We start from the raw sequence: 14,305 nt of genomic DNA on the forward strand, positions 1-14,305 counted from the left end.
AAGGCCCCTCAGTCCCATTCCAGGCCGCCGCGCCGCCATACGTACGCGTACGCGACGAAGACGGTGAGCACGAAGAGCAGCATCTCCACGAGCCCGAAAACACCCAGGGCGTCGAAGGTGACGGCCCAGGGGTAGAGGAAGACGATCTCGATGTCGAAGACGATGAAGAGCATCGCCGTCAGGTAGTACTTGATCGGGAAGCGCCCGCCGCCGGCCGGCGTGGGGGTCGGCTCGATGCCGCACTCGTAGGCTTCGAGCTTGGCGCGGTTGTACCGCTTGGGCCCGATCAGCGTGGCCATGACCACGGAGAAGATCGCAAAGCCTGCCCCGAGGGCTCCCAGTACGAGGATGGGCGCATACGCGTTCACCGCTCCTCGCTCCTCTCAGTCGGCACTGACTGCTGGCGGTTGCATCGGGCTCACATCCGCCCCACCGGTCGCACGAGCCACGCTCGTCCCGGGCGAAGATCGAGAACATGTGAAGCAGGTCACAAGCCCAACTGCCTCGCATCTTATGCCCGCCGCTCTGTGATCTGCGACACGGGGTATTGCATGAGCTTTGTGATCTCCACCACCTGACGAAGGATCATGAAGTCGGATGAGCGGTGATCTTCGCACGCGAAGCGTTCGAGCGATCACCAGAGGTGACATTTTCGCTCGTCATCCCAGGCAGGAGGGGGCGTCTCAATATCAAGAGACTTCCCTTGCATGCAAATTGGTGCTGGACCGGGCGTCCTGATAGAGGCGCGCGTTCACACCTCGGAGGGAGGCGCGGGACGGGGTGTGGACGCGTGCACGCGTTCACGAAGTCGACGGGGCGCAAACCGGACACCAGACGCGACCACGGCGGTAATCGTTCCGTGACCTCCGCCACATTGATGAGAGCCGCCTGAGAGCGAGGCTTGGCCTGGGCCTCAACGGATGGTAGGTGCGGGGCAATTCGGGCGTATTAACGAAAGTCCATGATCATGGGCTTGATCACCTGCGTCCGCAATGTCCGTTACGGCGTCAATAAAGAGCGACACGCCCGGGATTCGTCGTCGCGATTGAGTAACTGTGGCAGAGCACACGTTTCTTGAAGATATGAAGCAGCCCCTGGTACCGCTTGGTCCCATGTCCCACACCGCTCACATACCCAGCCACCGGAAGCCCCGCCGCAGTGCCTCGAAAGTAGCGATGCGGGCCGGAGTTGCCGGTGGCGTCCTCGGCACCCTGGCAGTCGCCGGTGCGTCCGGCTCGGCGAACGCCGCCGAACCCGTGACGCAGACCCTCGAACTGCCCACCCTGACGGCCGACATGGCCGTCCAGGTCGCACAGTCCGCGGAGGTGACGCAGCAGGCCGCCGCGAACTACCAGCTCCAGGCCGAACGCGACGCGGCCGCCGCAAAGGCCGCGAAGCAGGCCAAGGCGGACCTCGCCGACGCCAAGAAGAAGGCCGAGGCGAAGAAGAAGGCCGCGGAGGCCGCCCGCAAGGCCGCCGCCGAACGCGCCTCACGCACCGCCCAGCGGACCACCCTGAGCGCCTCCGCGTCCGCGTCCGCCTCCACGAGCGTCTCCGGCTCGGGCGCCTCCGCGAGCGTCTCCACCGGCAGCTCCACGGCGACCGGTTCGGCCGCCGCGGTCATCTCGTTCGTGAAGGCCCAGGTCGGCAAGGCGTATGTCTCCGGCGCCACCGGCCCGTCCGCCTACGACTGCTCCGGGCTCGTGCAGACCGCCTTCAAGCAGGTCGGCATCAGCCTGCCGCGCGTCTCCCAGGACCAGTCGACCGCGGGCACCCAGGTCTCGCTGAGCAACCTCCAGCCCGGCGACATCCTGTACTGGGGCGGCGCGGGCAGCGCCTACCACGTGGGGGTGTACGTCGGGGACGGCATGTTCGTCGGCGCGCAGAACCCCTCCACGGGCGTCGTCGAGAGGCCGCTGTCGTACGACCCGCCGTCCGGCGCGGTACTGGTGCTCTGAGCACACCCGCTTCCGTGAGGGCCGCAGCCGCTCGGGGACTGCGGCCCTCAGACCTCACCCCAGATCGAAGGTGTTGGGCAGGCCGAGCCGGTAGCGCACCTCGTCGAGGCGCTTGACGGGTTCCAGCTCCGGCGGACGGAACAGCTCCCACAGCCGGCAGCGTTCCGCGTCCGAATTGTCCGCATCCAGGAGCGCGTTGACGGCCCGTCGCGCCGACTCGTTGGCGCCCTCCATCGTCGCCAGGTCCACATCCGTGCGGACATAGTCACCCGCGAGGAAGAAGTTCGGCACGGCGGTCCTCGCCGACGGGCGGTTGTAGAGCGTGCCCGTGGGATGGATGAGCAGCTGCTCGCGGTTTCGCGGGTCGGGGCCGCCGAGCCCCGTCACCGCGGGGTCCATGAACCAGCCGAGCCGGTCCCCGTCCGTGAGCGTGGTCTTGCCCGAGTCGTTCAGCCCGTCCTTCAGCTGCGCCCACAGTTCGGCGACGATCTCCTCCCGGGTGCACTCACGGGCCGTCTTGCCGTACAGGATGCCGGGCTTGTCCCACTCCGAGACGATGGCCGACAGGCAGTCGTGGGCCTGCCCGTCCCCGTAGTCACGCGCGAAGTCCCGCCGGTCCCAGAACTGGGCCTGCCCGATGGCGGTCACCGCCCAGGGCGAGTCCATGCAGTTGATGTGCCCGTGCACGACGGGCGTCGGGGTGCGCAGATAGAACATGACGCCGGTCATCCAGTCCGTCTTCAGCGCGTCGCACCGGCCCAGCTGGGGGTCGGCGGCGCGCAGGGCCCGTCCCCAGGTCGCGCGGGCGTGTTCGACGGGGAGCGCGGAGACGTAGTGGTCGGCGGTGACGGTGCGCTCCGCGCCGCCCTCACGCGCGTGCAGGCGCACCCCGGTCACCCGGCCGCCCTCGTAGACCACCTCGCGCACCTCGGTGCCGAGCACGAACTCGACGCCCCGGGAGCGCAGATAGGTCTCCCAGGGATCGATCCACGCCTCGCTCGTGGGGGCGTTGAGGACGCGGTCGACGTCGGCGTCGCCGTCCATGCCCCGGCCCAGCAGTCCCCACAGCAGCAGGGCCTCGATGATGACCCGGCCGACCGTGCGCGTGGAGGCGATCTCGGCGCGGGTGGCGACCAGGTTGCGGGTCTGGCCGATGCCGAGGAGCACCTGGTACTCGCGGCTCATCTCGCCGGCCCGGATGAAGTCCCACCACGCGACCTTCTCCCACTGGCCCTCGCGGCGGGCGTCGCAGCTGGTGAGGTGGACCAGGAGGCGGCCGGCGAAGTAGGCGGCCTCGTGGGCGGGCAGGCGGGTGCCGAGGTCGAGGACGGACAGGATCTGGTCGCGGATCCAGGAGGGGGTGAGGTCGCCCGGCGCGGGCGGGGTGGTGGCGCGGCGCAGCGGGAAGTGCAGATCGGGACGGCCGGCGCCGCGCGCGAACAGCGCCTCCGTGCCGCTGCGGAGGTTGTCGTGGACTCCGCCCGCGTTGCCGGGGAAGGGGATACGGCGCATCGTGTCCGGCAGGTTCCGGTAGAAGCCGGGGAAGAACCGGAAGCCATGCTCGCCGGGGAGCGGCCCGCGGCCGTCGGTGCCCGTGCCGGGGACGTCCATCGAGCGGGCCTTGCCGCCGAGGGCGTCGTAGTACTCGTAGACGGTGACGGCGTAGCCGCGTTCGGCCAGCTCGTGGGCGGCGCTGAGGCCCGAGACGCCGCCGCCCAGGACGGCGACACGCTTGCCTGCGGCGCCGGGGGCCGCGGCGGCGCGTCCCGCCGTGCCCAGGGCTGCGGCCGCTCCCCCGGCCGCCATCCCGCCCGCGGCGGCCAGGAAGCGTCTGCGGGAGTGTCCGATGCGCCCCTGGTGCTGGGCGTGTTCTGTTGTCATGAGAACCGGAGGGTAGGCACGGGCCCGGCAGGCCGGAACCCCGAAGTGCCGTCACCCACAGCATCCTCACAAACACAAGGAGGCAGGAGATGCCCAGCGTCTTCGTCCAGGGCAGGCCCGTCGACTCGTATCCGCGGCTCGCGCCCGAGGCCGGGCGGGGTGTGGTCCGGCGGATCACCGAGGTCGGCGAGGAGGTCCTGCACAAGCCCTGCCGGGACGTCACCGAGTTCGGGCCCGACCTCGCCGCGCTCATCGCCGACATGTTCCTGACCATGTACGTCGCCGAGGGCGCCGGGCTGGCGGCGAACCAAGTCGGCGTCGGCCTCAGGCTGTTCGTCTACGACTGCCCCGACGACGACGGTGGCCGGCATGTCGGGCACATCGCCAACCCCGTGCTGGACGGCATCGACCCGGCCGGCCGGCGGCTGCTCGACGGGGACGAGGGCTGTCAGCGCCCGGGTCCCCGTACCAGTCGGCTGGGGGCCCGGGTCAGGCTCTCAGCGCCCAGGGGCCCGGACACGCCGGCGGAGCCCCGGTCAGGCCTCAGCGCCCGCGCAAACCGGTCGGAGCCCCACGCGAGTCGGCGGCACCCCGGGCCGCACAAGTCGGGCGGGCCCCGCAAGCGGGCTCGTGCGGGCCCGGCCTGGGCCTGGCCCGGGGGCCGAACGGCTTGCGGGGCCCCGCGTAAGCCGGGTGGGGTGGGGTCAGGCCCTTGGGGTTACCTTGGTCAGGCCGTTGATGATGCGGTCCATCGCGTCGCCGCCGGTCGGGTCGGTGAGGTTGGCCAGGAGCTTCAGGGCGAACCTCATGAGGATCGGGTGGGTCAGACCGCGCTGGGTGGCGATCTGCATGACCTTGGGGTTGCCGATGAGCTTCACGAAGGCGCGGCCCAGCGTGTAGTAGCCGCCGTAGGTGTCCTTGAGGACGCGCGGGTAGCGCTGGAGTGCCAGTTCGCGCTGGCCCGGCGTGGCCCGGGCGTGTGCCTGGGCGATGACCTCGGCGGCGATCTGGCCGGATTCCATGGCGTAGGCGATGCCCTCGCCGTTGAACGGGTTCACCAGGCCGCCGGCGTCGCCGACGAGCAGCAGGCCCTTGGTGTAGTGCGGCTGGCGGTTGAAGGCCATGGGGAGCGCGGCGCCGCGGATCGGGCCGGTCATGTTCTCCGGGGTATAGCCCCAGTCCTCCGGCATGGACGCGCACCAGGCCTTGAGGATCTCCCGCCAGTCCAGGTCCTTGAAGGAGGCGGAGGTGTTGAGCACGCCCAGGCCGACGTTGGAGGTGCCGTCGCCCATGCCGAAAATCCAGCCGTAGCCGGGCAGCAGCCGGTCCTGCGGGCCGCGCCGGTCCCACAGCTCCAGCCAGGACTCCAGGTAGTCGTCGTCGTGACGCGGGGAGGTGAAGTACGTACGGACGGCGACGCCCATCGGGCGGTCCTCGCGGCGGTGCAGTCCCATCGCGAGGGACAGGCGGGTGGAGTTGCCGTCGGCGGCGACCACCAGCGGCGCGTGGAAGGTGACCTCCCGCTTCTCCTCGCCGAGCTTGGCCTTCACACCGGTGATGCGGCCGGTGCGGTCGTCGACGATCGGGCCGGAGACGTTGCAGCGCTCGTACAGCCGGGCGCCCGCCTTCTGCGCCTGGCGGGCCAGCTGCTCGTCGAAGTCGTCGCGTTTGCGGACCAGTCCGTAGTCCGGGAAGGAGGCGAGGTCCGGCCACTCCATCTGGAGGCGGACCCCGCCGCCGATGATCCTCAGGCCCTTGTTGCGCAGCCAGCCGGCCTCCTCGGAGATGTCGATGCCCATCGACACGAGCTGCTTGACGGCGCGCGGGGTGAGGCCGTCGCCGCAGACCTTCTCCCGCGGGAACTCGGTCTTCTCCAGCAGGAGTACGTCGAGTCCGGCCCTGGCGAGGTGGTACGCGGTCGTGGAGCCGGCTGGCCCCGCGCCGACGACGATCACATCGGCGGTGTTGTCGGAGAGGGGCTCGGTCACGGCGGGATCTCCCCCAGGTTCGTACGGTGCGTGCCGACCGGCACTGGACATGGGCAGTCTATTCAGCGGCACCGATCACCCGGCCGAGGGCTGCCCCGTGAACCGACCGCTTCCCCTTGAGCCGAGACAGACGTTGACCCGTGACAGACCTTGATCCAGGGCGGACCTTGATCCCTGACGGGCCTTGATCCCGGACAGACCTTGATTCGTGACGGACGGTAGTCGTCTGTCACAGAAAGACACCTGGCGCTTCCGGGCACCCTGCGCCGGGGTTACCCTTCGAGTACCGCTGGGGGTGACATCTGTGCACATAACACCCAAAACACCCGAGGTACGCGTCCCGCGCCTCGTCGGCCTGATGGCCGTGGACGCGCGCGAGCGGGCCCAGGCACAGGGCCTGCTCCTCACCGCGCCGGACCGGCCGGATTTCCACCGCACGGTCGTCGACTACGTCGTGCGCCAGTACCCGCAGCCCGGTGCCGAGGTGCCGCGGGAGTCGATGGTGTACGTGTGGTTCGACTTCGGCGAGGGCGACGGCGGAGGAGGCGTCCGCGAGCCACGCATCCCGCGACCACCCACGGGCGGGCTGCAACGGGAACTGGACGAACCGGGCGGCGCCTTCCAGATGACCAACCGGTAGCGGGCGGCGCGGGTCAGGACTCCTTGAAGCCCCGGTGCAGGGCCACCACGCCGCCGGTGAGGTTGCGCCAGGCCACCTTCGACCAGCCCGCCCGGCGCAGCCGCTCGGCCAGCCCGGCCTGGTCGGGCCAGGCACGGATGGACTCGGCGAGATAGACGTAGGCGTCCGGGCTGGAGGAGACCGCCCGCGCCACCGGCGGCAGCGCGCGCATCAGGTACTCGGTGTAGACGGTACGGAAGGGCGCCCACGTGGGATGCGAGAACTCGCAGATCACGACGCGCCCGCCGGGCCGGGTCACCCGGTGCATCTCGCGCAGCGCGGCGTCCGTGTCCTGCACGTTGCGCAGTCCGAAGGAGATCGTCACGGCGTCGAAGGTGTCGTCCCTGAACGGCAGCCGTGTCGCGTCGCCCGCGGTGAAGGGCAGCCAGGCGTGCCGCTTCTTGCCGACCTGGAGCATGCCGAGGGAGAAGTCGCAGGGGACGACGTAGGCGCCGGTCCGGGTGAAGGGCAGCGACGAGGTGGCCGTGCCCGCCGCGAGGTCCAGGACCTTCTGCGCGGGGCGCGCGTCGACCGCGCTCGCGACCTCCTTGCGCCAGCGCCGGTCCTGGCCGAGCGACAGGACATCGTTGGTCAGGTCGTAGCGTTGCGCCACGACGTCGAACATCGAGGCGACTTCGTGCGGCTGCTTGTCCAGGGATGCGCGGGTCACCCGCCCATTGTGGCAGCAGGGGGTGTGCCGCCCGCGCGGCGCCCTCGGCGGCGTCACGGCAGCAGCCTCGGCCGCTTGCGCGCCGCCACGTCCTCCATCCAGCCGCACAGCAGGACGAAGACCGCGATCAGGATCCAGCCGATGCCGAACATGAACCACTGGCTGTCCAGCGGCAGATACCTCTCGAAGGCGGGCACGTCCCAGAACCGGTCGATCAGCGGTACGGCGAGGACGAGGGCGATCTCGTGCCAGAGGTAGATCGTCACCGCGCGGGCGTTGAAGACCGTCACGAGCCGGTCGGTCCGGCGCAGCCGGGTGAGCCACGCGAAGTCGATCCGGAAGTACGCCTTCGCCCACATCAGCAAGGTGACGAACCCGGCCGACCAGAAGGCCTGCGCCAGCGGGATCTCGTCCAGGTCGTACGTGCCGGACTCGGCCTGGTGCGCAAGGGCGTACCAGCCGCCGTAGCCGAGCGCGGCGAGCGAGAGGGCGACGACGACGGCCGACGGGAGCCGCCGGAGCAGCCCGTCGCGGTGGGCGAAGCCCAGGAGCCAGCAGAACAGGTACGTCGACAGATCCCACAGGGCGCTGCCCAGCCGGTCGTCCGGGGGCGACCACAGGAAGGTCAGCACCGAGACGGGCGCGAGGGACAGCAGCAGGACCGGGACCGGGGCCCTGCGGAACAGCCAGAGCAGGGCCGGGGAGAGCAGCACGAACCAGAGGTACGTCCGCAGATACCAGAGGATCTCCCAGATCTGCTCGGCCCACGCGTCGCCCGGGGGATCGCCGAGCGGCACGATCCAGTAGACGATCCGCCAGCCCGGCATCCAGCCGTGCACCAGCATCGCGAGGACGACGAAGAAGCCCCAGAACCAGAACGGCGGGAGGAGTCTGCGCAGCCGGCTCACGAGCACCGTGCGCGCGGGCCGCTCCAGAGACCTGGCCATCAGGGTGCCGGCCAGGCCGAACATGATCCCCATGGATGGGAAGACCATGCCGCACCAGGCCCAGCCGAAGGTGTGGTACGTGACGACGCGGACGAGGGCGACCGCGCGCAGGGTGTCGAAGTACCGGTCCCGCTGGGCCGTCCGCGGCCGCGAGGGCACCGCCTGCGGCGGCCGGCCGGGCTCCGGGCCGGCATCGGGCTCCGGGGCCTGCGCCGCGGCCGGCACCGGCGACCGGGTTCCGCCCTTGCTGTGCGCGCCCACTCAGCCCACTCCCGCCGCGGTGCCGACCTCGCCGGTCCGCTTCAGCTTCTGCCAGCGCAGCCGGCCGCCGGTGAGGGCGGTGACGCAGGAATGAATGAGGACGAGGTACATCAACTGCCGGTAGGCCAGTTGCTGGAGCGGCATCATCAGCAGATATCGGTACTTCTCCCGGTCCAGCCGGAAGGCGTAGGCGGCGCACAGCAGTTGGACGCCGAGGACCGCGAGCCAGGCCAGCAGGGCGGCCCGGAAGTCGATGAAGAGCATCGAGTAGACGGTGAACACGTCGATGAGCGGGGCGAAGAGCGGGGTGACGATCTGGAAGAGCACCACCAGCGGCATGCCGACCCGGCCGAACCGTCCCGAAGGCCCCCGGTCCGTCAGGGACTTGCGGTGCTTCCACAGCGCCTGCATGGTGCCGTACGACCAGCGGTAGCGTTGTGACCACAGCTGGCCCAGCGAACCGGGCGCCTCCGTCCAGGCCCTGGCGTGCTCCTGGTAGACGACCCGCCATCCCGCGCGGTGCAGGGCGATGGTGATGTCGGTGTCCTCGGCGAGCGTGTCATGGCTCATTCCGCCGGCCTCCAGCACCGCCTCGCGGCGGAAGGCGCCGATCGCGCCGGGGATCGTCGGCATGCAGCGCAGCAGGTCGTACATGCGCCGGTCCAGGTTGAAGCCCATCACGTACTCGATGTGCTGCCAGGCCCCGATGACCGTGTTGCGGTTGCCGACCTTGGCGTTGCCGGCGACCGCGCCGACCTCCGGATCCGCGAAGGGTTGCACGAGCTGCCCTACGGTGTCCGGCTCGAAGACGGTGTCGCCGTCCATCATCACGACGATGTCGTGAGCGGCGTGCCGGACGCCGTTGTTGAGGGCCGCCGGTTTGCCGGCGTTCTCCTGCCGGACGACCCTGAGGTTCGGCAGGCCGAGGGACTCGGCGATGTCGGCGGTGCCGTCGGTCGAGCCGTCGTCCACCACGATGATCTCGATGGGATGGGTGCTCCTCGCCAGCGATCCGAGGGTGGCGGCGATGCACTCCTTCTCGTTGTACGCCGGGACGATCACGCTCACCGGGCGGGTGACCGGCGGGCCCCAGCCGAACCGGCGCCGGTTGCGCTGCCTGTGGTGGCGCCGGGCGAGGACCAGCATCATCGCGAAGCGGCCCAGCACGGCGACGCCGATGACGATCAGTCCGACGGACAGTGTGGGCACGGTCCACTCGGCGACGGCCACCGCCGCGATGAGCGCCCTGCCCTCGTAGAGGGTCGTGCCGGTGGCGATGTGGTGGGCGGCCTGCGCCCCGGAGACGACGGAGGCCCCGGACGCGCCGCCCGCACCGTCAGCGCCGCCCGCACCGTCGGCGCCGCCCGCACCGTCGGCGCCGCCGTCCCGCGCCGTGCCGGCCGCCCCGGTCGCCGTCGCGTTCCGCTGTCCCAGGACGCCGCTGACGGTGGTGAAGGTGTAGCCCTTCGCGCGCATCTTCTCGATGTAGCGCGGCAGCGCGGCGATGGTCTGGGAGCGCTCGCCGCCCGCGTCGTGGAAGAGGACCACGGCGCCCTTGCCCTTCTTCGGCGTGGCCCACTTGACGATCTTCGAGACGCCCGGCCGTTTCCAGTCGTCGCTGTCGGTGTCGACGAAGACGCTGGTGTAGCCGTCGGCGCCGAGCTTCTTGTAGACGGGCCAGCTGTAGTTGTCGATGGCGTCGGTCTCCGACGAGTACGGCGCGCGGAAGAGGGTCGTGGTGATGCCCGCGGCGCCCGCGAGGGCGAGTTGCGTCTGCTCCATCTCACGCTTGATGCGCGCGTCGCTCTGGTAGGACAGGTCGACATGCGTGAACGTGTGGATGCCGACCTCGTTGCCCTGGTCGACCATGGTCCGCACGATGCCGGGATGGCGCGACACCATCGAGCCGACGAGGAAGAACGTGCCGGGTACCTCGTACTTGCGCAGGATCGCGAGGACCTTGGGTGTCCAGGTCGGGTCGGGTCCGTCGTCGAAGGTGAGCGCGATGGTCTTGGCCGGGACGGACACGGAGGTCGCCCGGCCGTCCCGGAAGGTGAGGATGGGGCCGCCGTCGAGCACCGTGTCCGGTACGTCGCCTGAGGCGGCCCCGGTGCGCACCCGCTGGTCGCCGCCGACCTCGGCGCGCAGATAGCCGTCGAGGAGCAGCACACAGGTCAGCGCGAGCAGGAGCAACAGGGCGAGGATGACGCGCGGCTTGTGCAGGGCCGCGGCGCGGCCGGCCGCGCGCTCCATACGGGTGGGGGCGCGGCGCCGGCCCCGGGAGGGCGTCTGATGGGTCATGGGGTGGCTGTGTTCCGGTCAGTCGGCCGCCGCGGACGGGGCGGAGGAAGAGGACGAGGACGAGGACGAGGACGAGGAAGGGGTCGGCGAGGGGACGGCGGCGCCCGAGGGAGGCGCCGACGGCTCGGCGCCGGACAGACCGGCCCGGCTGCCGGCACCGCCGCGCGGCCCGAAGCCCTCGGGAACCTGCCCGCTGTCGGGAACCCGCCCGCTTTTGCCGTCCGCGAAGGGGAGCAGGGAGGACGGGTTGAGCGAGGTGCCCCAGCCCATGAAGGCGGCGCCGAGCACGCCCGCGTACGCGAGACAGACGACTCCGAGGAGGACGCCGAGGCGGCGCAGCACCTTCGACCGGCGTCCGGAGGCATCCACGAACACGGGCCCCTGAGCGGGGCCGTTGCCGCGTTTGCGGCGGCGACCGCGCCCGGCGGCACGGCTTTCGATGACAGTCTCGGAATGCATTCCCCGGATATTAGGGAGCATTTATGTGTCCCGTTCTCTGGAATTGTTGTGAACTGCCCATGAGGAAACGGCCAACCTGTCACTTTCCTCAGAGGTTCCCGGGACGACCACCTGGATCCCGCCCGGAGATTGAATCCCAATTACCCGAATTAAATGCCCGATTCCCCCGATTTGCTCGTCTTTGTCAGCGAGTTGACCGTGGGTGGCCTGTGACCAGAAGCCCGGCGGGCGGCCGGACGAGTGTGAGACATTTCCCCTCGGAAAAGGCGGTCGGATACCGTCCGGAGACGGATCATGAGACCGACATCACGAGAGCAGGAGCATGCGCGATGGGGAGATTCCTGAGGCCGGCGGCCGGGTTCGCCGGTGTGATCGCACTGGCCGTCACGGGATGCTCCGGGGGCTCCGGCGGCACATCCGACGCGGCACCCGCCGCGACCGGCACGCCCGCCGCGACCGGCTCTACGGGCTCGACGGGATCTACGGGCTCTTCGGCTTCCCACGGCACCGCCTACGCCCCCTACGTCAGCGCCACCGAGGCGTCCGGCAACGACGCCACAGGCGCTCCGACGACGTACAACCTCGCCTTCGTACTCTCGGACGGCAGCGGCTGCACGCCGAAGTGGAACGGCACGCGGTCGGTCACCGACTCCGCGGTGGCCTCCCGTGTCTCCCGGCTGAAGCGGGACGGCGCGACGGTCCGGGTCTCCTTCGGCGGGGCGTCCGGGACGGAACTCGCACGGACCTGCGCCAGTGCGTCCGAACTGGCGGCGGCCTATGGCGCGGCGCTGGACGCGGCCGGTGCCGACCAGGCCGACTTCGACATCGAGGGCGACACGCTCGCCGACTCCGCCTCGGTCGACCGGCGCTCGGCGGCGATAGCGCTGTTGCAGAAGGAACGCGCCGGTCTGAAGGTCTCCTTCACCCTGCCGGTGATGCCGTCCGGGCTCGACTCCGAGGGCCTCGCCCTGCTGGAGTCCGCGAACACGCACGACGTCCAGGTGTCGACGGTCAACATCATGACCATGAACTACGGCGAGTCGTTCACGGGCGACATGGGCGGCTACGCCCTCGCCTCCGCGAAGGCCGCGCACACTCAACTGAAGAAGGTCTTCGGACTGACCGACGCGGGCGCCTGGCGGGGCATGGCCCTGACCTCGATGATCGGCGTCAACGACGTCTCCGGTGAGACGTTCACGCTCTCCGACGCGGCACAGGTGCGTACGTTCGCGAAGGAGAAGGAGATGGCCTGGGTGTCGATGTGGGCGACGTTCCGCGACCGGCAGTGCGCGGACCAGACGTCGGCGCAGGAGAAGGCGGCGACGAACTGCAGCGGCGTACCCCAGCGGACGGGAGCCTTCGCGACGGCGTTCGCGGGCTGAACCCGGCCGCGGACCGCCCTCCCGGCGGCCGACGGACGGCGCCTCGGCGACCGAACGGGCGCCCGCTCAACGCCTGCGGTGCACGAGGCGGCCCGCGCAGACCGTCGCGATACAGGCGCCGGAGTCGTCCAGGACGGCTAGATCGGCGCGCCCCGTCGGACGGAGCGCGGTCGGCCCGGGACCCGGCAGCACCACCACGTCGTTCCGCTCGGCGGCGGCACGCAGTTCAGGTGAGTCGACGTGCTCCGCGAGGACCGCCACCGCGCCGAGCTTCAGCACCGCGTGGACGCGTTCGCGCGGGCTCGGGGCGTCCGGGAGCGGTCCTTCGTGGACGCGGGCAGGGCCCAGCGCGCCGTGCCATCTGCGCACCCGCGCGCCCGGGTAGCGCTCCCGCAGGTCCTCGAACGTCCCCACCGCGCCGATCCGGTCGTTCCCCACCACGACGGCACCGTTCTCCACCGGCGCCGACCCCCAGGTCACATACACCCGGTCGGCCGCGTGGATGGTCTCCATCTCGCTCCTCCGCCCGGTCAGTTGGACGCGAGCAGCTTCAGTTCGGGGTGGGCCGTGCCGCCGTCGATGGCCGTGGAGGAGATGTGCGACATCACCCGCTCGTCGACGGGGTCGTTCGCCGGGTCGTCGTGCACGACGAGATGCTCGTACGTCGTCGCGCGCTGCGCCGGGACCCGGCCCGCCTTGCGGATCAGGTCGATGATCTCCAGCCGGTTGGAGCGGTGCCTGGCGCCCGCGGAGGAGACCACGTTCTCCTCCAGCATGATCGAGCCGAGGTCGTCGGCGCCGTAGTGCAGGGACAGCTGGCCGGCCTCCTTGCCCGTGGTCAGCCAGGAACCCTGGATGTGCTGGACGTTGTCGAGGAAGACACGGGCGATCGCGATCATCCGCAGGTACTCGAAGAGCGTGGCCTGGGTGCGGCCCTTCAGATGGTTGTTCTCGGGCTGGTAGGTGTACGGGATGAAGGCCCGGAAGCCGCCCGTGCGGTCCTGCACGTCCCGGATCATCCGCAGGTGCTCGATCCGCTCGGTGTTGGTCTCGCCCGTGCCCATCAGCATGGTCGACGTGGACTCCACGCCCAGCCGGTGCGCGGTCTCCATGATCTCCAGCCAGCGCTCGCCGCTCTCCTTCAGCGGCGCGATGGCCTTGCGCGGACGCTCCGGCAGCAGTTCGGCGCCCGCGCCCGCGAAGGAGTCGAGGCCCGCCTCGTGGATCCGGGTGATGGCCTCCTCGACCGTCACCCCGGAGATCCGGGCCATGTGCTCGACCTCCGAGGCGCCCAGCGAGTGGATCACCAGCTGGGGGAACGCCTCCTTGATGGCCCTGAAGTGCTTCTCGTAGTACTCGACGCCGTAGTCGGGGTGGTGCCCGCCCTGGAACATGATCTGCGTGCCGCCCAGTTCGACGGTCTCAGCGCAGCGCCGCAGGATGTCGTCGAGGTCGCGGGTCCAGCCCTTGGCGGTGTCCTTGGGGGCGGCGTAGAAGGCGCAGAACTTGCACGCGGTCACGCAGACGTTGGTGTAGTTGATGTTGCGCTCGATGATGTACGTCGCGATGTGCTCGATGCCCGCGTACTTGCGCCGGCGTACCGCGTCCGCGGCGGCGCCCAGCGCGTGCAGCGGGGCGTCGCGGTAGAGGTCGAGCGCTTCCTCGGGGGTGATCCGCCCCCCGGCGGCGGCGCGGTCGAGGACGGACTGGAGGTCGGCCTTCTCGGTCACCGGGGCGTCCCTTTCGTCAAGGAAATCAAAAGGTGCGCGCGAAGCGCTC

12 protein-coding genes and 1 pseudogene are annotated in these 14,305 nt (G+C 70.4%); 4 read left to right on the top strand and 9 right to left on the bottom strand.

What is annotated here, in order from left to right; translation table 11 throughout:
• Positions 1–8: 8 nt before the first annotated feature.
• Entirely contained in the window at positions 9–368 is a 360-nt protein-coding gene (locus ABT245_RS25225; protein ID WP_007383963.1) for an NADH-quinone oxidoreductase subunit A, read from the bottom strand.
• A 744-nt stretch (positions 369–1,112) separates the two neighbouring features.
• On the opposite strand from ABT245_RS25225, the gene ABT245_RS25230 reads away from it, so the two are divergent.
• Positions 1,113–1,958, top strand: a complete 846-nt coding sequence (locus ABT245_RS25230) for a C40 family peptidase (RefSeq protein WP_351737217.1) — start codon at positions 1,113–1,115, stop codon at positions 1,956–1,958.
• A 54-nt stretch (positions 1,959–2,012) separates the two neighbouring features.
• Here ABT245_RS25230 and ABT245_RS25235 read toward each other — a convergent pair whose 3' ends face one another.
• A complete protein-coding gene (locus ABT245_RS25235; protein ID WP_351737219.1) occupies positions 2,013–3,839 on the bottom strand; it encodes a hydroxysqualene dehydroxylase in 1,827 nt (608 codons plus the stop codon).
• A gap of 89 nt (positions 3,840–3,928) precedes the next feature.
• Here ABT245_RS25235 and ABT245_RS25240 point away from each other — a divergent pair.
• Positions 3,929–4,288, top strand: a pseudogene (locus tag ABT245_RS25240) (peptide deformylase); the annotation flags it as partial.
• 255 nt (positions 4,289–4,543) lie between these two features.
• Here the strand turns inward: ABT245_RS25240 and ABT245_RS25245 are convergent.
• Entirely contained in the window at positions 4,544–5,878 is a 1,335-nt protein-coding gene (locus tag ABT245_RS25245) for a geranylgeranyl reductase family protein (protein WP_351737221.1), read from the bottom strand.
• Between the two features lie 253 nt (positions 5,879–6,131).
• On the opposite strand from ABT245_RS25245, the gene ABT245_RS25250 reads away from it, so the two are divergent.
• Positions 6,132–6,467: a PASTA domain-containing protein gene (locus ABT245_RS25250; RefSeq protein ID WP_351737223.1), complete on the top strand. Its 336-nt coding sequence runs from the start codon at positions 6,132–6,134 to the stop codon at positions 6,465–6,467.
• A 13-nt stretch (positions 6,468–6,480) separates the two neighbouring features.
• On the opposite strand, the gene ABT245_RS25255 is transcribed toward ABT245_RS25250, so the two are convergent.
• Genes ABT245_RS25255 through ABT245_RS25270 form a run of 4 tightly spaced genes read right to left on the bottom strand, consistent with a single transcriptional unit; the run spans position 6,481 to position 11,144 of the window.
• On the bottom strand, positions 6,481–7,176 hold the full coding sequence (locus tag ABT245_RS25255; protein WP_351737225.1) for a demethylmenaquinone methyltransferase: 696 nt from the start codon (positions 7,174–7,176) through the stop codon (positions 6,481–6,483).
• Between the two features lie 53 nt (positions 7,177–7,229).
• Positions 7,230–8,384: an acyltransferase family protein gene (locus ABT245_RS25260; RefSeq protein ID WP_502982186.1), complete on the bottom strand. Its 1,155-nt coding sequence runs from the start codon at positions 8,382–8,384 to the stop codon at positions 7,230–7,232.
• Positions 8,385–10,685, bottom strand: a complete 2,301-nt coding sequence (locus tag ABT245_RS25265) for a bifunctional polysaccharide deacetylase/glycosyltransferase family 2 protein (protein WP_351737227.1) — start codon at positions 10,683–10,685, stop codon at positions 8,385–8,387.
• An 18-nt stretch (positions 10,686–10,703) separates the two neighbouring features.
• Entirely contained in the window at positions 10,704–11,144 is a 441-nt protein-coding gene (locus ABT245_RS25270) for a hypothetical protein (protein ID WP_351737229.1), read from the bottom strand.
• Between the two features lie 329 nt (positions 11,145–11,473).
• Here ABT245_RS25270 and ABT245_RS25275 point away from each other — a divergent pair, with 329 nt between their 5' ends.
• Entirely contained in the window at positions 11,474–12,526 is a 1,053-nt protein-coding gene (locus ABT245_RS25275) for a chitinase (RefSeq protein WP_351737231.1), read from the top strand.
• Positions 12,527–12,592: 66 nt separating this feature from the next.
• On the opposite strand, the gene ABT245_RS25280 is transcribed toward ABT245_RS25275, so the two are convergent.
• Both ABT245_RS25280 and mqnC read right to left on the bottom strand, forming a co-directional pair.
• On the bottom strand, positions 12,593–13,039 hold the full coding sequence (locus ABT245_RS25280) for an imidazolonepropionase-like domain-containing protein (protein WP_351737233.1): 447 nt from the start codon (positions 13,037–13,039) through the stop codon (positions 12,593–12,595).
• 17 nt (positions 13,040–13,056) lie between these two features.
• On the bottom strand, positions 13,057–14,256 hold the full coding sequence (mqnC, locus tag ABT245_RS25285; protein WP_351737235.1) for a cyclic dehypoxanthinyl futalosine synthase: 1,200 nt from the start codon (positions 14,254–14,256) through the stop codon (positions 13,057–13,059).
• Positions 14,257–14,305: the final 49 nt, after the last annotated feature.

The organism is Streptomyces sp. NPDC001508 (assembly GCF_040298665.1).
In the GTDB taxonomy this organism is placed as follows: domain Bacteria; phylum Actinomycetota; class Actinomycetes; order Streptomycetales; family Streptomycetaceae; genus Streptomyces.

Bases quoted from the DNA above. Each gene is read 5' to 3' on its own strand.
- ABT245_RS25230 (WP_351737217.1), top strand. From the start codon at position 1,113: ATGTCCCACACCGCTCACATACCCAGCCACCGGAAGCCCCGCCGCAGT.
- ABT245_RS25235 (WP_351737219.1), bottom strand. From the start codon at position 3,839: ATGACAACAGAACACGCCCAGCACCAGGGGCGCATCGGACACTCCCGC.
- ABT245_RS25245 (WP_351737221.1), bottom strand. From the start codon at position 5,878: ATGTCCAGTGCCGGTCGGCACGCACCGTACGAACCTGGGGGAGATCCC.
- ABT245_RS25265 (WP_351737227.1), bottom strand. From the start codon at position 10,685: ATGACCCATCAGACGCCCTCCCGGGGCCGGCGCCGCGCCCCCACCCGT.
- ABT245_RS25270 (WP_351737229.1), bottom strand. From the start codon at position 11,144: ATGCATTCCGAGACTGTCATCGAAAGCCGTGCCGCCGGGCGCGGTCGC.
- ABT245_RS25275 (WP_351737231.1), top strand. From the start codon at position 11,474: ATGGGGAGATTCCTGAGGCCGGCGGCCGGGTTCGCCGGTGTGATCGCA.
- ABT245_RS25280 (WP_351737233.1), bottom strand. From the start codon at position 13,039: ATGGAGACCATCCACGCGGCCGACCGGGTGTATGTGACCTGGGGGTCG.